Origin of the sequence: Halovenus anhuiensis (assembly GCF_037080055.1) — an archaeon.
Lineage (GTDB): Archaea > Halobacteriota > Halobacteria > Halobacteriales > Haloarculaceae > Halovenus.
This window is the reverse complement of record NZ_JBAOJI010000003.1, coordinates 64,298-84,666: the sequence shown is the minus strand read 5'-3', so window position 1 is coordinate 84,666 and position 20,369 is coordinate 64,298. Positions and strand designations below refer to the sequence as shown.

Here is a 20,369-nt window from a genome sequence, read left to right as displayed (position 1 = left end):
ATAGTGTTAGTCGTCCGATGTGTGCGTTCGTTCGTGTCCGAACGGTTCATACTTCTTGCCACCGCCTTCATAAAACTTCTCAAAGAACTCGAAGTATTCAAGGCGGACAGCCTGTATTGCGGCGGTTCCTCCGATTGCTAACACGACAATGTGGCCGACAATATAGACCGGTAATCCGAGCAACGCTCCTTCGAGTGCGAGGTTCGCTGGTCCGAGCGGAAGCGAGACACTTCCCATGTTCGCAATCCCGCCGAAGACCACTTCGCCGTGTTTCGGCGCATAGTCGGTTGCGTACTTGTGCATGAAGTGGAACCCTTCCTCGTCGCGGTACGCCCCAAAGTACAGGAGATTGACCGCCAGCGCCATCCCTGCCTTCGCCAGCAGCACCGCAGTCAGTCGGGTGTACGACAGCACGTGGGCCAGCGGAACGAGGAACTCGACGACCTCGTACCACGGGCCGGTCAGCAAAATTGCGATACCGAGCCCGAACAGCACGAGCCCGATGATGCCGGCAATCGCCGGGAAGCCCTCGAAGCCGAATCCAAGCGGGCCGACGGCAAACAGGGCCTCACTACCGACGAGGAACGTCGGCTTCGCGCCGCTGAACAGGTCGCTGAAGATGAAGACCCACAGGCCGTTGAGCATGAGGATCCAAGAGCCGACCTCGACGATAGCCTCCTTGGCGCTGTGGACGGACCACTCCTCGACGAAGTTGAAGATGTAGCCCAGGTTCAAGTGGAGCCATCCCGCAACAACAGCGACGAGCAGCCAGCTAATAGCCCACTCGGTGCTGGAGATACCCTTCTTCAGAATGGGGTGATAGCCCATCTGTTCGATGAAGTGCAGTCCGAGTATCTCGCCGTACAGGAATCCGAACAACGTCGTCCAGAGACCGAGCCAGACGATGACCGCGCCGAAGTCCGAGATCGCGTCCTCGAATTTCTTGTAGACCGTGTAGCCGAGCAGGACGTAGAGCAGTCCGTAGCCCACGTCCCCGATCATGAATCCGAAGAACAGCGGGAAGGTCAGAAACAGCGTGATGGTCGGATCGAACTCCGAATATTTCGGCTGATTGACCGCCCGTGTCAGGATCTCGAACGGGTTGACAAGCTTCGAGTTTCGCTGGACGACCGGCGGGTCGTCCTCGACGGTGACGAGGTCGCCGTCGGATTTGCCACCGTCGGTCATGACCTGTTCGTCCTCGGTGTCCTCCTCTACGACGGGCTGGCCGCCATCGGTCGCGGCGGGTGAGCCGCCGTCGGTGGCTGGCTCCTCGTCGTGGACCTCTTCCTCGGCGTGACCGCTCGCATCGGTGTACTTGGCGCGTTTGATCTCCGAGATTTCAAGCTGATCGCCGGAGTCGTCGGTCAGCCGCTGTTGCAGTTCGTCGACCTTGCCAGTTGGAACCCATCCCTCGACGATGAAGGATCGTTCCGTCGTCGCGAACCGCAGCGGCGCTTCGGTCTTCTCTGCCTCGATGGTCAGTTCTTCTTCCAGCGCCAGCAGGAAGTTTCCGGCGTTGAGCTTGACCGATTCGAGTTCCTTCTCGACCTTTTCGAGTTCGGCCTCGATCTGTTTGCGCTCTTCGTTCAGGTCGGCGACGTTCGATTCCGGATCGCCGTCGGTCTCGGGGACCTCGTAGCTCGTAAAGGGAACACCGACGAGCGCGTCGTCGAGGTCGTCTTCGGCGTCGTCGTCCGGATAGGCGAAGATGGCGACGCTTTCGCCCGACGTTCCGGTGAAGACCTCGAACTCCTCGATGTGGTCGGCCTCGGCCAGCGACTCCTCGATAGCTGCGGCGTCGCCCTCGCCAACGAGGACTTCGAGCGATTCGTAGCCCCACAGCAGGTCGAGATCGAGTCCGAGATCCGCGAACAACTCCATCTGATCGAGCTGTTCGTCGATCTCGCGCTGCCGGTTTTCGAGTTCGGCGCGGCGGTCGTCCAGTTCGTTGACCTCCTGGCGGATCTCTTCGAGCCGTTCGTCCGCGTTGGTCAGGTCGACCGTCGCGTCAGTGTTGATCTCGTCCTTATCGAGGTCGAGACTGTTTTCGAGTGCTCGGACAGTAACGAGTTTGCTGGACGTTTCGTCAGCCCCTTCCAGCGAGTCGCCGGGCTGGAATCCCTCCCACGAGCCGTCGTAGTCGGTGATGTGGACGAGATTCAGTTCGTGCATCGTCTCGATGACATCGCTCATGATGCGTTTCGAGCCTGCCACCGAGATCTTCGACATCTGCTCAGGTCTGAGCATGGATCGCCTCCGTGAACTGTTCGAGTGTGAACTCGGTCACGTCGTCGATCCGATCTTGGGCCTGCGCTTCGAGTTCATCGCGGGCCTCCTCTCCCTCGGCGATGATCTCCTCGCGCTCGGCTTCGATCTCCTCGCGAGCCTCCTCGATCCGCGTTTCAGCCTCCTCGCTGGCCTCCTCGCGGGCCTCCTCGCGGATTTGTTCGGCCTCTTCGCGGGCCTCACTGAGCCGCTCGCTGGCCTCCTGCTCGGCCTCCTCGATAATTTCGTCGGCCTCTGCTTCGGATTCTTTGATCTGCCGTAGTACCTTCTGGTCAGGCATTCCTCAATCGTCTGTGTCTTGTGAGAAAGCGTATTTGGTTGTTGCGGATTCGGACGCCGGCCGCTGACGGCTGTCGAAGACCGAAACCACACTCGGGCACCGGTTTGGACGACTGACCTGTCTCACCGGTCGAACTCCGGCCACTCGTTTCAGTCTCAGAAACAGTTCACAAATACTGTATATGTGCTGTGCATACCCGGCCACGATGACATCCAGACGGCAGTTCGTACGGGCGGTTGGGCTCGCACTCGGCGGGCCCTTGGTCGGCGCGAGGGTCGCTTCGGCCGATTCGGCGCCGACGGGATCCGCCCGGGAACCCGATGCACCGACGGAACTCGCTGTCAGGGGATCGCCCCGACTCCTCGAAGTGACTGGCCTTCCGGACGCCGTCGCTCCGCGAGTCGAGGCGACGACCGCCTGGTATCGCTCGGTGTCTCTCTCTGACATCGAGTTCGTCTCCGCCACACTCCGGGCGGCGGGCGACCGGATCTACGACGGCACTGGGACGGCCTACGGATCGTTCGACGCCGCCGCTGTCGCGAGAGAACTGGCAGCGAACACTGAATTCGTGCGACTCGACAGCCAGTCCCGGCCCTCACGAAACCGCCAGCGAATCAGCCGAACGACAGTCAACCGAGCAGAAACGGCCCGTCGGCAGCGCGACTCCGAAACGGAGGTACTACTCCGAAGCGAGCCTGCCTCGACGGTCATACTCGACGACCGGCGAGTCGACGTGGCTCACGGAGTCTCGCCCGAAGACGCCACAGATCGACTCGCAGAGACCCGCCGGCAGTCCGCGAGTGCCGTTCCCGACGGCCGGGGTGCGCCACAACTGGCATCCGTCCTCGAAGGCGATGTCGTCGCTCACGCGTCGCTGGGTGAGCGCGCCCGGCAAGTGGTCAGGATCGAACTCCCGGAGACAGCCGAGACTGTCGCGACGGTCGTTCGCGGAACGCAGGCCGTCGGCATCGGCGCACAGGTCAGTTCGGAAGTGATCACCGTCAGATACGCCCTCCAGTACGACGGTGCCGAACGGATCAAACGGGCAGTCGACTCGTTGATCGCAGAGCTAGCAGCGGACCAGCATGTCGAAGTCATAGAGCGGTATCCGCAAGACAGAGCAATGGTTGTCGACATATCGATGACCGCGACTGAGATCTGGTCGATCCACGAACAACTTCTCGACACCTGAGTTTCTGCGGGCCGACAATAGCCGCGGTTTCCTGACGACGGAAGGCGAAAGAAGGTCAGTGACAGAGCACCGAATCGTTACTCGCTGGTGTCGGTTTCTGCGTCAGCGCGCTCGTCGGGAGCCGTCACTCCGGAGCCGCCGTCGGTCGGTGGCTGGAAGCCGCCGGGACCAGTTCCGCTGCCCGGAGTCGATCCGCCGTTGGTCGGTGATTCCTGAAACGGATTTTCGCTGACGTTCCCCTCGGCGAGGAAATCGGCGACGTTGCCGATCAGGACGTTGTTGTCCGCCCGATAGGCGTTTTCCGGATTCAGGAAGCTCGTGTCGCCGATAACAGCGACGTTACCCTCGACGGCACCGACACCGAACGTGCCGGTCTGCTGGGTCGTCGTCAGTTGCGCTTCGGTCGTGAACGCGGGCGCGTTCTCGAACTGGCCGATTGGGGCAGCCCCACGGAAGACGAGGCTATCGACATCCTCAGTCACGGGCGAGGAGCCGGACGGTTCGGCGAAGACGCTGAGGAAGTTCTGGTCGTTCTCGGCGACGTTGTAGAGATAGCCGGTCTCCTGATAGATCCCGAGGTCGGAGCCGATTTCGATGACGCCCTCGGCCTGTCCGGGATCAGCACCGACGAAGACCCGCCCGCCCTCCTTGGCGAACGTGTTCACGTCCGCGCGCTCGTCTGTCGACAGCGAGGCGGGTTCGACCGTCACGAACGCATCGGCATCAGCCAGATCGTCTGATAGCGATCCCTGCTGGCCGAACGATCCTTGCCCACCAGCAGACTGCGTGTAGAACTCGATTTCGTGACCGTTCGCCGCAAGTGTCGAGGCGAGGGCCCCTACAGATCGTTCGAGTCCCGCGGGGGAGCCGGTCGTGATCGCTCGGTCCTCACCCTGCAGCGGGAGTTGGACCCCTGTTCCGCTCCCGGTCGTCTGGGTACCGAGATGGACGAGAACGGTCTTGTTCGATTCGTCGCTGTCCATCGCAATTTCACCGCCCTCCTCTGCGCCGTCGGGAGTAACGTTGTCTAGTTGCCACTGGTCGGTCTGGATGTCGGCCTGTTCTGGCTGGCTGTCACCGAAAACGAAGCCAGCAGCCGCGACAAGACCGACAGTCACCGCGAAGACGACGACGAAAACGCCGATCAGCGTTCGCCATCTGCTCATCGGTCCTCACCTCCGTTCTGTGTCGAAGTCTGCGAACCGCTCGCTCCGGTAGACTCAGACTGCTGGGTCACTTCGGGCGGGACGTAATCACCAGAGTGGTAGACGATCTCGTACTCCTCAGAGAGAGTGTTGTCGACGTACTGCGGAGCAATTGCGAGAATCAAGTTCTCGTTGAGGCTCTCGCCGCGTTCGCCGACGGTGATCTCGCCGTCTTCAGTCTGGAGCGGCAGTCCGGCGAGGGGACTCTGCTGGTCTTCGGTGCGCCGTGTATCGACCTCGTAGGAATCGAGTCCGGCACGGTTGGCGGCGTCGTCGATCGCGTCGTCGACGAAGCCGAGTTCGTCGGCGAACCCGTTTTCGACGGCTTCGGTGCCGAGATAGATCTCAGCGCGGGCGACCTCTTCGCGGCTCAGTTCGATCTCGTCACCGCGCTGAGTCATCACGCTCTCGAGGAACAACTCGGCGAGAATCTCCCGGTTCTCGCGGGCCTCGTCGGGGTGGACACCGCCCTTGTTCGGCCCGGTGTCACCGGCTGAAGGCGTCAACGGCTGCGGCGCGGCCCCGGTCACGCCGACGCTACCGACGGCCTGTGCAGACGGTGCCGTGTAGATGTCGTCAGCCGGCGCAATCGAGAGATACGCGCCGGATGCGCCGAGCGTATCCACTGCGGCGATGACCGGCATCTGCTCGCTGGTTTTTTCGACGGCAGCGTAAATCCGCTCGCTCTGGGCCGGAAGTCCGCCGCCGCTGTTGACCTCCAGAACGACCGCCTCGACGGAGTCGTTCTGGCGGGCCTCGCGCAACTCGCCTTCGACGAACTGCGCGGTCGACTCGTCGATCGTTCCTTCGAGTTCGATGACCGCGACAGTTCCGTCCGGCCCGCTTGTCGAACTGTACACCTGCGGTGCGAGAAATGCACCGGCAGCGACCGCAAGAACGGCGGCGAGGGCGATCTGCCCCCGCCTCGTATTGAGTGGACCGATTGGCATGCACGACGGACTAGCGTTCCACAAATCTATAAGCAAACGATCAGAGTTTCCCACTCAGCAACACGATGCGCAGTTCCCTGGCAGAGTTATAAATGATCGTCCGATTATCTCCGGTCGCGAATCTCATCTGTTGAGAATATAACCCACGCTGCGGGAATCTGCTCACCGGACTATATGCACGGGTGTACAACTACGGAATGTGAGGAACAATGACTGACTCCACTTCCCCAGACCGTCGAACCGTGTTGAAGGCCGCAGGTGTTGGCGGGGCACTGTCCGTAGCAGGCTGTCTCGATTCCACTGTCGAAGACCAGCCCGAACCAGAGGAAGCGGCTAACAACCAGACTGACGACGGTCCCGGTGAGGCGAAAGCGGTCGATACCGACCGAATCGCTGCCGACCCGACGGACCTTCCAGACCCGGTCGACTGGAACGAACCGCGCCATCACGAGGTGGAGATGAAGACGACGGAAGAGACCGCCGAGATCGAACCTGGCGTCACGTTCGACTACATGACCTTCGACGGCCGCATTCCGGGTCCGATGGTTCGGGTCCGCCAGGGCGACACGGTCAATGTTACGCTGACTAACGAAGAGAGCAATTCGATGCCGCACAACATCGACTTCCACGCTGTCTACGGTCCCGGTGGCGGCGCTGGTGCTTCGACAGTCAACCCCGGCGAAACCGCCTCGTTCGAGTTCAAGGCGATGTACCCCGGTGTCCACGTCTACCACTGTGCGGTGCCGAACCTGGACCACCACATCAGCGCCGGGATGTTCGGTGCCATCCTCGTCGAACCCAAAGAGGGGCTGCCCGAGGTTGATCGGGAGTTGTACTTCGGCCAGCACGAACTGTACACCGACGCCGAGGCGGGCGAGAAAGGCCACCACAACTTCGACTTCGGCGCGATGAAGTCCGAGGACCCGACCTACGTCTGTCTCAACGGCGAAGCTTACGCCATCACCGGCGACGGTTACGGACCCGTCGATGTGGAGAAGGGTGAGCGAGTCCGGATCTTCCACGCCAACGGTGGGCCGAACCTCATCAGTTCCTGGCACGGAATCGGCAACGTCTGGGAGACGTTCTACCGCGACGGCGCAATCGCTTCCGAGCCAGACCACTACGTCGAGACTGCGCCCGTGGTTCCGGGGAGTGTCGCCATCGCAGAGATCGACACGCCGGTGCCCGGCCCGATCAAACTGGTCGACCACGCGCTCAGCCGAGTCGCCCGCAAAGGCATGCTCGGCATCATCAACGTCGAGGGCGAGGCCGAACCAGAGATCTTCGACCCCGAACCCGCCTGATTTCCGAGCGGCCCAACGCTGTCCGAGCGTTTTTTCGAGTGAACAGACACTGTTTACTGGACGGTCGTAGACCGGTTACGTTGTAGTTGTTTTTTATAGAGACCGACTGTATAATGTAGTCTTATATACGTACATTCATGTGGGACCGAACATTCAAGTATGTATTCTGAGTGTGATGACAGTAGCATGGCAAGTGAGAACGAACTACCTGCGGATACACGGCGGAATGTACTGAAATATCTCGGTGTGGCTGCCGGATTGGGGGTACTTGCAAGCGAAACAAACATCGATCCGTTCGCACATCCTGTCGCGGCGCTGGATGTCCAGCAGGATGCCTTCGAAACGGAGGAACGGCGGATCGAATCTCACGATGGGATCGAACTCGACGCGACGGTCTACGAACCGACTGCCGAGGGACCGCATCCCGCAATTTTGATGACCCACGGGTGGGGTGGGGACAAGCGACAACTACAGCCACTCGCGGAGTTCTACGCGAGCAACGAGTTCTATGTCCTCGCGTACACCTCCCGTGGGTTCGGGAAGACCGAAGAGCGCGAGGGGTCGGGGGGACAGGTCAACTCGACGAGCGAGCTCGAACAGCAGGACGCCAGCGCGCTGATCGACTATCTGGCCGAGCAGGATGGGGTACTGAACGACGGCGACAACGATCCACGCGTCGGGATGGACGGCGTCTCTTACGGTGGCGGGATCCAGTTGCGGACCGCCGCGAACGACGACCGGCTGGATTCGATCGTTCCGCGAGCGACGTGGAACGACCTCACGCAGTCGCTGGCCGCCAACGGCGTCATCAAAACCGGCTGGCTGCGCGCGCTCGAACTGGGAGCGAATCAGTCCCCGCCGACGGGCGATGTCGCGCCGGAAGTCAACGAAACGTCCACGGGCATCCTCGAACGAGGGTTCCTGACCGAGGAGGACATCGAGTTCTACCAGTCCCGGTCGCCGGTCTCCTACGGTGAAATCGACACGCCGACGCTTTTGATTCCGGAGTGGACCGACCAGCTGTTCCCGGTCAACCAGGGCGTCGCCAACTTCCGGAAAATCCAGGAGAGCGGGGCAAATACGACGCTTTTGATCGGTCAAGACGGCACCCACATTATCGGCCAGGCCGATGAGTTCCCGCCGGGGTCGGAGGCCTCATCACAGTTCGTCACCCAGCAAGCGCTCAACTGGCACACCGCTTACCTCAAAGGCGACGGCGAGCCGGGTCTTTCGACGTATCACTACTACGACGCCTCCGCGGCCGAATCCGCCGAGAACCCGGCCGAGGCGTTCAGTTCGGCCGAGGAGTTCCCGCCCTACGAGAGTCAGGAACTGAGCCACACCTTCGGGCGGACGGTCGAACTCAGCGGCGGGGACGGAAACGTCGTCACCATCGACCGCGCGATTACCGAAGAGACCGAGATCAATGGAATTCCAACACTGACACTTGAAGTGACGCCGACCGGCGACGGTCCGAGTCACCTCTTCGTCGCGCTCCAGCGCGTCCGCGACGGCGAGGCCGAGAGCATCAAACAGCAGGTAACGCCGTACCGGATCGAGGAAGCCGGCGAGATCGAAGTAGATCTCTCGGGTATCGAGGCGAACTTACAGCCCGGGGACGTGTTCCGGGTCGCACTGAGCGCCCGCGAAGGCTCCCTGTCCGACGCCGACGTTTCGGCGGTGTTCGGCGGCAGCCTCTACGCCAACACCCCGGAGGGATCCGGGATCGAAATCGCCGCGGAGACCGAACTCGCCCTCGAAATTCCCGCGAGCCAGTCCCTCCCCGAACAGACTGGCGTGCCGACGCCGTCGTTCGGAGAACTCTCCGGCGGAAACGGCCAGCCCCAGACCGCGGCCGTCCACGATATCGAGGGCCGAGGCTACGTCGAGCAGGAGTACATGGTTTCAGGGACGGCACGACCGGAGGCCCAGGAAATCGCACTGTTGGAGGAGGGCGACGATCCGCCGTTGCCCCAAGATGTCGCCGAGTACGCCACCCGCGCGTTGGTCTACCACCCGGAGAACGAGGAAGAGTTCAACGGCGACGTGCTCGTCGACTGGATGAACGTCACCCAGCAACGGGACGCGCCGGTGACGTGGATCAACGCCTTCGAGTATCTGATGCGAGAGGGCTACGCGGTCGTTCTCCTCTCGGCACAGGAGGTCGGTGTCGAAGACTCCGATCAGGATCTGGATCTGAAAGCGTGGGATCCCGAGCGCTACGGCGACCTGACCCATCCTGGCGACGCCTACTCCTTCGACATTCTCTCACAGGTCATCAAGGGTGTGAAACAGCCACCGGAGGTCGATCCGCTCGGCGGCATGGAGGCGGAAAACGTGCTCGCCACAGGCATGTCCCAGTCGGGGTATTATCTGAATCGTTACATCGCGCGAGTTCATCCCGACCACGGCGTCGCGGACGGGTTCCTGCCGATTGCGGCGAACGTCGTCGAACCGGGGCTACCGACGACTGCCACTCCGACGATACTGCTCAACACCGAAGACGAAGTGCCGGAGCCGGCAGAAGAACCGATCCCGGACACGGAGAACTTCCGGTTCTGGCAGGTCGCCGGTGCCTCTCACGTCAACGTCTACCTCTCGGTGTGGGTCGAGGTTATGGAGGCCCGCGATTTCGGCGCGGAACCGGCCCTGGCCCCGAGCGAGGAGTGGACGCCCGGATTCGCCGGCCAGTACGGCCAACTGGCCGAGGCTCCCTACGGGGCCTGCGGGACGAACTACTTCCCGGTCCGGTACGCCTACCGGTCGGCACTGGATCAGTTGCGAGGGTGGGTCCGAAACGACGAAGCTCCACCAGAGGCCGACCCTATCGAGACCGACGGCGACGGCGAAGTCGTCACCGACGAGTTCGACAACACGCAGGGCGGCGTCCGACTGCCGGTGATTGACGAACCAGTGGCTTCCTATCTCGCCCGCGACGAGGTCTGCCAGCCGACCGAGGAGAACCCGTTGGCGGATCTCCGGGGCGCGACCGAACGCTTCTCGGACGATCAACTCACCGAACTGTACGACAGTCAGGACGACTACGTCAGTTCCCTCGAATCGGCCGCCGAGCAGTCCGTCTCTGACGGCTTCCTGCTGGAAGCTGACCGCGACGCGCTGCTCGAACGGGCCGAAACCACCGCCTTCCCTGGAGAGAGCGGGGAGGGCGAGGGCAGCGAAGGAGAAGGTGAAGGTGAGGGCGAAGGCGAAGGTGAAGGCGAAGGAAACGAAGACAACGAGACGGACACCGGAGACGACAGCGAATCGGACGGAGACGACAGCTCCGACGGCAGTGGACCTGGCTTCGGGATTCCGGCCGCCCTCGGCGGCGCAGGGAGTCTCGGTTACCTGCTCAGGAAGCGACTGGGCGACGACGGTGCCACCGACGCGACAGCAGACGAGTTCGAGGCCGAAGCCGACGACTGAGCGAACTCGGATCGGGCGAGCGATCTTTGCCAGCAGACGAACACCGAAAGAACCGTTCCACGAAGCACCCACTACGTGCACAGTCGAGCGGGATCCACGCCCCCCTCTATCTATACACTGTTTGTCTAAACGTCAAATAACAGTTACAGTGTATCGGACGAGTTAAAAAGCAGCTTACTGACGAACGCGTTTTTATATTTCTTGCATTACACGTAACCCAAATTTAAAATGTGCTTTGTGAGTTGAGGATGATGGTATGGTAAACGAGAGCGAACTGCCAGTGGAGACACGGCGGAACGTACTGAAGTATCTCGGTGCGGCCGCCGGGTTGGGGGTACTTGCAAGCGAAACAAACATCGATCCATTCGCACATCCTGTCGCGGCGCTGGATGTCCAGCAGGATGCCTTCGAAACGGAGGAACGGCGGATCGAATCCCACGATGGGATCGAACTCGACGCGACGGTCTACGAACCGACTGCCGAGGGACCACATCCCGCAATTTTGATGACCCACGGCTGGGGCGGGGACAAGCGACAACTACAGCCGCTCGCCGAGGTGTACGCGAGTAACGAGTTCTACGTCCTCGCGTACACCTCCCGAGGATTCGGCCAGCGAGAGGGGTACGAAGGCTCCGGGGGACAGGTCAACTCGACGAGCGAACTCGAACGGCAGGATGCCAGCGCACTACTCGACTATCTGGCCGAGCAGGACGCCGTCATGACCGAAGGCGAGAACAATCCCGTCGTCGGAATGGACGGAACTTCCTACGGTGGCGGGATCCAGTTGCGGACGGCCTCGGCCGACGACCGGCTGAACTCCATCGTCCCGCGGGCGACGTGGAACAATCTCGCACAGTCGCTCGCGCCCAACGGCGTGATCAAGCGCGGTTGGATCGAGGCCCTCGAATACGGTGCGCAGGCCGAACCGGCCGGGAACATCGCCGAGAGCAACACCGAAACGACAAGCGGCATTCTCGAACGGGGCCGGATGACGGAGGAAGACAGAGAGTACTACCGCCAGCGCTCGCCGGTCACCTACGACGCAATCGAGGACACACCGGCACTTCTGATTCCGGAACTGACCGACCAGCTGTTCCCGATCAACGAGGGGGTCCGAAACTTCCGGAAACTCCAGAACGACGGGAGCGAAACGACGCTCATCCTCGGTCAGGACGGCACGCACATTCTCGGCCAGCCCGACAGCTACCCGCCGGGGTCGGGGACCTCCCGGCAGTTCGTCGGGCAGATGGCGCTGCAGTGGCACCAGGCTCATCTCAAAGGTGACGGCGACCCGGACGTGTCGACGCTTCACTACTACGACGAGTCCGCAGACGAGTTCATGGCCGCCGATGAGTTCCCGCCACACCCCGAGCGGTCGACGACGCGGACGGTTTCGGAGACGGTCGAACTCAGCGGTGCGGACGGCAACGTCGCGAGCGTCGATATCGAACTCGATGAAGCAACGGAGATTCTCGGACTTCCGTCGCTCCAGCTAGAAGTGAGTCCGACTGGCGAGGGCCGGAGTCACCTCTTTGTCGCCCTCCAGCGCGTCCGAGACGGCGGAGCAACGACGATCAAGGACAAGGTGACGCCGCTTGCGATCACCGAAGCTGGTGAAATCGAGCTCGAACTGTTCGGAGTTCACGCGAACCTAGAGGCCGGCGATACCCTCCGAGTAGCGATGAGCGCTCGCGAGGACGAACTCACCTCGGCCGAGGTAATCGATCTGTTCGGCGGATCGATCTATCGACCTTCCGACGACAACGCTGGGATCGAGATCAGCGGCGATACAGAGGTTCAGCTGTCGGTGCCGGCGAGTAGCGAACTGCCAGCCGCCGAGAGCGGCGACATGGACGACAGCGACGATAGCACTGACGACGACAGCGATAGCGACGACGGGACCGACGACAGTGGCGGAGACGATGGGATGGACGACAGCGACGATGGAATGGACGGCAACGATGACGAAACCGGAAGCGAGAGCGACGACGGTGGGGAAGAAGACAGCTCCGACGACGGCGGCCCCGGATTCGGCATTCCGGCTGCCCTCGGCGGTGCGGGTGGTCTCGGCTACCTGCTCAGAAAGCGACTGGGCGACGACGCCACAGCACAACCGGACGAGTTCGAGGCCGAAGCAGACGATTAATCCGGAGCCACCGAACCGTCAGTGAGGGTGAACCCTCCGGCGGTGGCACCCGCAATCCCGAGTATTATATCCGCAGAGTCGAATGAAGGGATAATGGGCGTTCTGGAAGACAAGGCACGCGCACGCACCTTCTACAAATACCTCTCGCAGGTGTATGACCGGATCAATCCCTTCATCTGGAACGAGGAGATGCGTGACGAGGCCATCGACTGGCTCGATATCGGACCGGAGGACCGGGTGCTGGATATCGGCTGTGGCACTGGCTTTGCAACCGAGGGGTTGTTACAGAAGACCGAACGGATCTACGGACTCGATCAGAGCCCACACCAGCTCTCGAAAGCCTACAAGAAGTTCGGCAAACGCGGCCCCGTCAGGTTCCACAAGGGCGACGCCGAACGGCTGCCCTTCGCAGACGATAGCTTCGATGTGGTCTGGTCGTCGGGATCCATCGAATACTGGCCGAATCCCGTCGCAGCGCTGCGGGAGTGTCGCCGCGTCGGAAAGCCGGGAAGTACGGTGTTGATCGTCGGGCCGGATTACCCGAACAACACCGTCTTCCAGAAGATGGCTGACGCGATTATGCTGTTTTACGACGAAGAGGAGGCCGACCGGATGTTCACCGAAGCCGGCTTCGAGGAGTTCGAGCACCGAATCCAGCAGGCGAGCGCGAACAGCCCGCGGGCGATTACGACCATCGCGACAGTGCCGGAGTAACGCGGGGTTGCGACCGGACAGGTGACCCGTCAGACGCTGGCACGACGATGGGAGACATACTTTTAGGCTTGGGTCACAGAGTATCACTATGGTCGAGGGGTCAGACGACGACGCCAGCGATGGGGGCCGTGCCGACGAGGGCACGATTCTCTCGCCGAACGAGCTCGACATCACCGAGAGTGAACACGTCGAGCAGATCGACGAAGGGCGATTCGTCGTCTCGCCAGACGCGCGAACAGGACAGGGGGGCAACCAATCGGGGGGCGGCCGATCCAACCAGGGATCCCAGCGCGGCGGTGCCGGCTCCCACGGCGGTGCTGCACCGGGCGGCGGGTCCGGCGGCGGGCAGGGCGGTAATCCCCCGGCAGGCGGTGGAAACACCGGTCGCAACGGCACACAGCCGAGTGACAATCGCCACTCGAACAACAACCAGCCAAGCGCACAGGGGAGCCGCCGCGGGCAACTCTCGGAAGAGGAAGTCCGTCGGTGGCTCCGTCAGAAATACGAGCGCTCGAACTCGAAGTACGCCTTCGACGTGACCGCGCAGTTCGACGGAACTGTGAGCCAGCGACGGCTCGCATCGAACGATCTGATCACGGTTTTCGAGAGTCTGATGCTGTGGTACGGTCAGCAGGTCGACAGCAACATGCCCATCGAGGAGGTGCTCGGAATTCTCCTGATGGAGTCGAACGTTCCGATCAGATATCCGCCGGAAAGCGTCGAGAACCTCATCAGGTCGACTGATCTGGGCCCCGACGATACTATCGCGGATCTGCTGGAAGCGGTACGGGACGACGACGGTGTCAAACTGTAGGCGAAAGCCGCCCTTCCTGCCAGTTTTGCTAGTATCAACGCCGATAATTAACGGGAAGCATTTATTTAGATGTTCGCGGAAGCAGAAAGTGAGCAGATATGGCAGAAGTACTGATTGCCGACGACTCCGAGTTCATGCGAAATCTCCTCCGCGAGATCTTAGAAGAAAACCATACGATCGTTGGGGAGGTCGAGAATGGTGTCGAGGCTGTCGAGGTGTTCAAAGAGGAAAAGCCCGACCTGGTGATGATGGATATCGTGATGCCGATCCGAGACGGGATCGAAGCAACCGACGAAATCAAAGACACTGATCCCAGCGCGAACGTGATCATGTGTACGAGTGTCGGCCAGGAAGAGAAGATGAAGGAGGCGGTAAAGGCAGGTGCTGACGGATACATTACGAAACCGTTCCAGAAGCCAAGTGTGATGGAAGCAATTCAGGACGTCGTCCCATCATAAATGAAAGTTGATGTTCAGTCGCTCGATACATTCAATCGACTAGCCCACGAGGGGGCACAGGAAGCGACCGCGTCGATGGCACAGATGACGGGCATCGACGCGACGGTCGACGTGACGAAAATTTCGCTGATCGACCGTGCAGACATCGGAGAACAGTTAGGGAGTGGCTCCTTCGTGGGCGTCGAGTTCGGTTTCCAAGGTGCACTGAGCGGAGAGACAGTGCTCGTCTTCGAGGACGGACAGACCGATGAAATTGTCGAGTCGATGATGCCGGGCGCGTCGACCGACGAGAGCATGGGTAGATCTGCGGTGCAGGAGATCGGAAACATCATGATGAGCGGCTTTATCGACGGCTGGGCCGAACATCTCGGTGCGACCATCGATCATACGCCCCCGGGATACATCGAAGGCGACGGCGCGGAAATCCTCCCCGACGGTCCCGGCACCGGCGAGCACGATCAACTGTTCGTCTTCCGAAGCGAGATCGAATGGGAAGGAGAGAACGTGAACGTCTTCATCTACATGCTCCCCGAGTACGAGTCGATGGCGGAGCTGATGAGTGAGCACGCCGACACGGGCGACGACGCGATCCCAATCGAGAAACTGGCTGTGTTCAACCAGATGACCCAGCAAGGGACCGAACGGGCCGCGGAGAACGTCCAGCAGATGTCCGGCATCGAGACCGAGGCTGAGGTCTCACAGATCTCTTTCGTTCCAATCGAGGACGTGCCCCGGCAGTTCGGCGAGGAGACCTACGTCGGGACCGCCGTCGAGTTCACGGGCGCACCGAGTGGATTCCTGCTCGTCCTGTTCGACGAACAGTCGGCGATCACCGTCGCAGAGGCGCTGATGCCCGTCGAGATGGACGAAGACGAGCTGACCGAACAGCACAAGATGGCCATCGAAGAGTTGGGCAATATCATGACCAGCGGCTTCGTCGACGGCTGGGCGAACGTGCTCCAGCAGTCGGTCGAGCACACGCCGCCACGACTGGTCCACGACATGGGCCGAGCGATCATCGATCCGCTCGCCGCACAACTCGGCCAGCACCAGCAACACGCTTTCGTCATCGACTCGACGATGAAAACCGACGAGGTCGAATTCGAGAGCGCAATCCACGCGCTGCCGAACGAACAGGAACTTCGTGAAGCACTCAACAAACTGGACGTCGAGCGAGCGGACCAGACCGACGCAGACGTTGGACAGATCTTCTGATCATGAAGGTGTATGACGGCAGTCAGACCGAGCAAGCAACCGAAACCCAGCCGGAACGGATCAAGGTGGGGATCGCCGAGTATGAAGTAACCACCGAGACGGCCGAGTTGACGACCAGCGGCCTCGGCTCCTGTGTCGGCGTTGCGCTGTATCACGAGGCAACCAGCGCCGCCGGATTGATCCACGTCATGCTCCCGGTGGCCGACGAGATGGACGACGGCAAGCCAGCGAAATTCGCGGACACAGGAACTGAGCTGCTCATCGAGGAGATGGAAGCAGTCGGGGCCAATCCGGGAGAACTCGAAGCCAAAATCGCCGGCGGCAGCGATATGCTCGACTTCTCTGAGGGCGGGTCGGGGATCGGCGACCGGAACATCAAGCAGGTCAAGGAGACGCTGTCAGCGGCGGATATCCCGCTCGTCGGCGAAGATGTCGGTGGCGACCACGGTCGCTCACTCAGACTCGAAACGAAAACCGGTGACCTGCTCGTCAAAAGTGCAAACCGCGACGATCAACGGCTCTGAGCCTGCGCCCGCGTCAGACGGCTGGCCGACGCCGGGACCTGTCTGACGATTTTCACCACTGTCGGGACTTGGAAGAAACGTCTGACTTTTATTTCACTATATTAAGAAAATATTCAAAAAGAAGGACCTGAAAGAATACCATTGTTATCAATTGCGATACCAGAAACAATACATTCAAGAGCGTAAGCACGGACTCACATGTATGATGAGTAGGTCAGACAGCGCGACAATTAGCTTTCTGTCCATTCGTGGCTGGCGAGCGGCGGTGCTGACTTGCTCGCAGCGGCCACGGGGGAGGTGGTCAGGATGAGCATCCGGGATATGGTCGATTCGATCATGGCCGACGAAGACGACGAGGGCAGCGAGAACCTCGACGGCGGTGGCGACGATCTCGGCGGCGGCGGTGGCGGCCTGATGGCTGACGACGGCGGAGGCCAGATGGACGGCGGTGGCGGCGGTGACGACCTTGGCGGGTTGGGTGACCTCGACGACGGCGGTGGCGATCTCGGTGGACTCGACGACGACGACGGCTTCGGCGAGATGGAGGGCGGCGACGACATGGCCGGCGGTGGCGGCGGCAACGTCGACGAACTCGAACACCGCCTTGACGAACTCGAAAACGAGGTCGGCAGCCTCTCCTCCACCGTGAACACGGTTCGCAACGAAAACGAGCAGATCTCCAACAGCGTCGAAGAAGTCGAGGAGAACGTTCGCAAACTGCTGGATATCTACGAGATGGTTACCCGCGGTGTCAACCCCTTCGCCGACGAGATGGACGGCGGTATGGGGATGGGTGGCGGCGGCCAGATGGACGGCCAAGATGGCTCCTTTGGCCTCTTTACCGACGAGGAAGAAGAGGAAGAGGAGAGCGTCGACGAGGATATCGCCGACGCCGACGCAGAGGGCTTTTTCGACGACGACCTCGTCGAAGAAGAGGACGAACCCATGGACGATGGCCTCGGCGATATGGACAAAGAGATGGGCGGCGATGACATGGGCGGTGGTAGTTCCAGCGACGACAGCGGCGGAACGTCTTTCGAGGACCTCAAAGACGAGTACGAGTCCGGCGAAGCAGACTGGGACGAAGAGGGCGACGACCTCGACGACGGCGGAGACGAGTTAGACGATGGCTTCGAGGATGTCGGCGGGGCAGACGCGGCCGGTGGGTTCGAGGAACTCGAAGACGACGGCGACGACTTCGAGGAGGTCGGCGACGACCTCGCGGACGACGACCTGTTCGACGAGACGGTCGAAGAGGAGCCAGTCCAAGAGGAGCTAGTCCAAGAGGAGCCAATCGAGACGACGACAGACACGCAGCCAGAGACCACGACCGAACAGACTACGGCAGCAGAGCCAACCACGACCGAAGCAGCCAGCTCGACCACCGAGAGCAGCGGGTCGGCGCGCAGTTCCGCCGACGGGAAACCGTACATCGCCAGCCTGCCCGACGGCTACGGCTCTGATGTCATCGTCGTCGAATGGATCGAATTCCTCGTCAACGAAGCGGGGATTCGTGAGGCCTCGAAAGCTATCGATTACTACGAGTCGGTCGGCTGGATCAGCGAGGACGTTGCCGCGGAGATGGACGAATACCTGAGTGGGTTCCAGGAAACCGGCCGTGGCTCACTGGTGATCGACCACCACAAACAGAGTCTCGAATTCATCAATCAGCTCAACGGCAACGTGTCGACATCCGGACTCGAATCGATCGGAGGACGACAACGCTAACACATGGGGTTCAGCGTCAGTGGTGCAACAGCCCTGCTCTTTGTCGCCTTCTTGATCTCTTTCGGGACGTTCTATACGGCCACGATGGGGGCAGTCGAACAAGTGCAGGAAGCACAAGTCGACAAGCAGGACAACAGCCTCGCTACGCTGAACACCGAAATCAATATCCTGTCCGCGGAGTACAGCGGCAACGATGGAGAACTCACTGTCGTCGCCAACAACACTGGTGCCGAGCCACTGCAGCCAACAGAGCTTTCACTGCTCGTCGACGGTGAGTACACAGCGTTCGGGCAGGCTAACATCAGTATCAGCGATTCACCGGAAGACGAACTGTGGGCCCCACAGCAACAACTCACGATCACTGTCGGTGACAACGACCTGCCAATCACACCGACCGGCGGAGAGACTGTCAAGCTAGTCACCGAGAACGCAGTCGCCGATACGGCGCAGATCACGGAGGTAAGCTAACATGGCAAGCGTCTCAGTCTCGCATCTAATCATCTTCATCGCAGCGATGGTTATCGCAGCCTCAGTCGCCGGTCTCCTGACGACGACCGTCGACGATATCAGCAATGCGATCGAAGATCAAGGGCTATCGACCAGCGAGGAGATCCGGTCCGACATCTCGATCATCAACGACGCCGGGTCGACCGCCACTGACAGCAGTGGGAGCACGGAAAATCTCACCCTGTACGTCAAGAATACAGGGAACAGCCAGTTATCCACACAGCCGAGACAGATTGATATCCTCATAAATGGGCAGTTCGTGACCTTCACGTCTGGACGGATCACGCTGCTCGGCGGCGCAGAGGTGTGGGGAGATGGCGTCGTCGCGGAGATTGTCGTCGATGTCGGCGATGTCGACATCCGGACCGGTGACAACCGTGCAAAAGTTATGGCTAATGGCGGCGAAGACGTATTCGTCTGGGAACAGTAACGCGGTTTGACGACCGGTTCTTATATATTCCAGCGCCCTCAAAGGCCGCTCGTATGAGCAACGAGGAAGACGCAGAAGCTGAGGAGAGCCAACCGGAAAGCGAAGAGAGTGCGGAGACTGCGGGGGGCGTCGGAAACGCACCGACCGGTGGTAGTGCAACACCGATCGGCGTCAAACTGGGCAGCACCCGAACTGTGATTGCCCTGCCCTCCGAACACGGCTCGGGACTCCGAACGATCCAGACGCTGACCTGTCTGGCCGAGTACGAAGATCCGCTGACGGGCGAGACGAAATATCTCTACGGCGAGGAAGCCGCGACGGAGTACCCCGACAAGGTCCAGTACATGCTGCGGTCGGGTCTGCCGGAAGACAAAGACCGTGCTGAACTCACCAAGCAGTTTTTCAATTCGGTCATCGACTCCCACGACATCCCCGAAGACAGCGTCGTGGTTTACGCCGTCCCGACGATCAACAACCCCGCCGGCATCGAGAACCTGCGCGGGGTAATCGAGCAGAGCGATATCGGAAACCAGCTGATCGAGAGCTACCCCGAATCGCTCTGTGGTGCGATTCCTGCCGTCGGCAACGATCTGGAGGCTGTCGAGGAGATTTTCGTCGCGCTGAACCTCGGCTCGACGAATCTGGAGGCCTCCGCCTACCGCCGCGGCGAGCAGCTTTCACCGTTCCGGACCGGTGCAGTGACCGGAAACGAAGTCGACCGAGCTATCGCCAACTACGTCGAAGAAGAGACCCAGGGTCGTGTCAACATCGACACGAACACCGCACGAGAGTACAAAGAGCAGCACGCCGACTTCGACGAGTTCGAGCCGTTCACGGACATCATCCAGCAGCCAGGCGGCGGCCGTCACGAGTTCACGATCGAATGGTCCGTCATGGAGGCTGTCAACGAATATCTCGACGACGTGGTCGAAGAGTTCGCCAACACCTTCCTCTCCCAGCTAGCCAACGACCACATGAAAGTCTACCAGCTCGCGCTCGACCAGCCGATCGTCCTCACGGGCGGGATGGCCTGTATCCCGGGCGTCGTCGAGCAGTTCGAGGAGCGCGCCAGCGAAGAGCTAGGCCGTGAGATCAACGCAATCGCCCCCGACCGAGCCGACCTGGCCGCGACCATCGGTGCACAGCGCATCGCCGCACAACTCTCCGAAAACCAGTAACGACGCTGG

Annotated in this window: 17 protein-coding genes; 13 read left to right on the top strand and 4 right to left on the bottom strand. The window is 61.0% G+C overall.

What is annotated here, in order from left to right; translation table 11 throughout:
- Window positions 1-6: 6 nt before the first annotated feature.
- Window positions 7-2,250 (bottom strand): V-type ATP synthase subunit I, encoded by a 2,244-nt coding sequence (locus V8P86_RS09135; RefSeq protein WP_336326955.1) that lies wholly within the window; start codon window positions 2,248-2,250, stop codon window positions 7-9.
- Complete coding sequence (gene ahaH / locus V8P86_RS09130) at window positions 2,237-2,569, bottom strand: ATP synthase archaeal subunit H (protein ID WP_336326954.1); 333 nt, start codon at window positions 2,567-2,569, stop codon at window positions 2,237-2,239. Before ahaH ends, V8P86_RS09135 begins: the two co-directional genes overlap by 14 nt.
- Window positions 2,570-2,774: 205 nt before the next feature.
- Here ahaH and V8P86_RS09125 point away from each other — a divergent pair, with 205 nt between their 5' ends.
- A complete protein-coding gene (locus tag V8P86_RS09125) occupies window positions 2,775-3,761 on the top strand; it encodes a hypothetical protein (RefSeq protein WP_336326953.1) in 987 nt (328 codons plus the stop codon).
- Window positions 3,762-3,838: 77 nt separating this feature from the next.
- Here the strand turns inward: V8P86_RS09125 and V8P86_RS09120 are convergent, their stop codons facing one another.
- Both V8P86_RS09120 and V8P86_RS09115 read right to left on the bottom strand, forming a co-directional pair.
- Window positions 3,839-4,927 carry a hypothetical protein gene (locus V8P86_RS09120; protein WP_336326952.1) on the bottom strand — a complete coding sequence of 363 codons (1,089 nt, stop codon included), beginning with the start codon at window positions 4,925-4,927 and terminating at the stop codon, window positions 3,839-3,841.
- The gene (locus V8P86_RS09115) at window positions 4,924-5,916 is read right to left on the bottom strand and encodes a S49 family peptidase (protein WP_336326951.1); all 993 of its coding nucleotides are present in this window, start codon (window positions 5,914-5,916) and stop codon (window positions 4,924-4,926) included. The genes V8P86_RS09120 and V8P86_RS09115 overlap by 4 nt, the downstream gene beginning before the upstream one ends.
- 209 nt (window positions 5,917-6,125) lie before the next feature.
- Here V8P86_RS09115 and nirK point away from each other — a divergent pair, with 209 nt between their 5' ends.
- The 12 genes from nirK to V8P86_RS09055 all read left to right on the top strand — a co-directional run bounded on the left by nirK (window position 6,126) and on the right by V8P86_RS09055 (window position 20,360).
- Window positions 6,126-7,220: a copper-containing nitrite reductase gene (gene nirK, locus V8P86_RS09110; protein WP_336326950.1), complete on the top strand. Its 1,095-nt coding sequence runs from the start codon at window positions 6,126-6,128 to the stop codon at window positions 7,218-7,220.
- A 186-nt stretch (window positions 7,221-7,406) separates the two neighbouring features.
- The gene (locus V8P86_RS09105) at window positions 7,407-10,646 is read left to right on the top strand and encodes an alpha/beta hydrolase domain-containing protein (protein WP_336326949.1); all 3,240 of its coding nucleotides are present in this window, start codon (window positions 7,407-7,409) and stop codon (window positions 10,644-10,646) included.
- A 256-nt stretch (window positions 10,647-10,902) separates the two neighbouring features.
- A complete protein-coding gene (locus tag V8P86_RS09100; protein WP_336326948.1) occupies window positions 10,903-12,792 on the top strand; it encodes a S15 peptidase family protein in 1,890 nt (629 codons plus the stop codon).
- A 93-nt stretch (window positions 12,793-12,885) separates the two neighbouring features.
- Complete coding sequence (locus tag V8P86_RS09095) at window positions 12,886-13,506, top strand: methyltransferase domain-containing protein (RefSeq protein ID WP_336326947.1); 621 nt, start codon at window positions 12,886-12,888, stop codon at window positions 13,504-13,506.
- Between the two features lie 88 nt (window positions 13,507-13,594).
- Window positions 13,595-14,320: a DUF7500 family protein gene (locus V8P86_RS09090; RefSeq protein ID WP_336326946.1), complete on the top strand. Its 726-nt coding sequence runs from the start codon at window positions 13,595-13,597 to the stop codon at window positions 14,318-14,320.
- A gap of 98 nt (window positions 14,321-14,418) precedes the next feature.
- On the top strand, window positions 14,419-14,778 hold the full coding sequence (gene cheY, locus V8P86_RS09085) for a chemotaxis protein CheY (RefSeq protein ID WP_336326945.1): 360 nt from the start codon (window positions 14,419-14,421) through the stop codon (window positions 14,776-14,778).
- A complete protein-coding gene (locus V8P86_RS09080) occupies window positions 14,779-15,993 on the top strand; it encodes a chemotaxis protein CheC (protein ID WP_336326944.1) in 1,215 nt (404 codons plus the stop codon).
- Between the two features lie 2 nt (window positions 15,994-15,995).
- On the top strand, window positions 15,996-16,517 hold the full coding sequence (locus V8P86_RS09075; protein ID WP_336326943.1) for a chemotaxis protein CheD: 522 nt from the start codon (window positions 15,996-15,998) through the stop codon (window positions 16,515-16,517).
- A 306-nt stretch (window positions 16,518-16,823) separates the two neighbouring features.
- The gene (locus V8P86_RS09070; RefSeq protein ID WP_336326942.1) at window positions 16,824-18,245 is read left to right on the top strand and encodes a FlaD/FlaE family flagellar protein; all 1,422 of its coding nucleotides are present in this window, start codon (window positions 16,824-16,826) and stop codon (window positions 18,243-18,245) included.
- 3 nt (window positions 18,246-18,248) lie between these two features.
- Window positions 18,249-18,713, top strand: coding sequence for an archaellum stator protein ArlF (arlF, locus tag V8P86_RS09065; RefSeq protein ID WP_336326941.1), 465 nt, complete (start codon window positions 18,249-18,251; stop codon window positions 18,711-18,713).
- A gap of 1 nt (window position 18,714) precedes the next feature.
- On the top strand, window positions 18,715-19,182 hold the full coding sequence (gene arlG, locus V8P86_RS09060; RefSeq protein ID WP_336326940.1) for an archaellum stator protein ArlG: 468 nt from the start codon (window positions 18,715-18,717) through the stop codon (window positions 19,180-19,182).
- A 53-nt stretch (window positions 19,183-19,235) separates the two neighbouring features.
- Window positions 19,236-20,360: an actin-like salactin gene (locus tag V8P86_RS09055; RefSeq protein WP_336326939.1), complete on the top strand. Its 1,125-nt coding sequence runs from the start codon at window positions 19,236-19,238 to the stop codon at window positions 20,358-20,360.
- The last annotated feature ends 9 nt before the right edge of the window (window positions 20,361-20,369 follow it).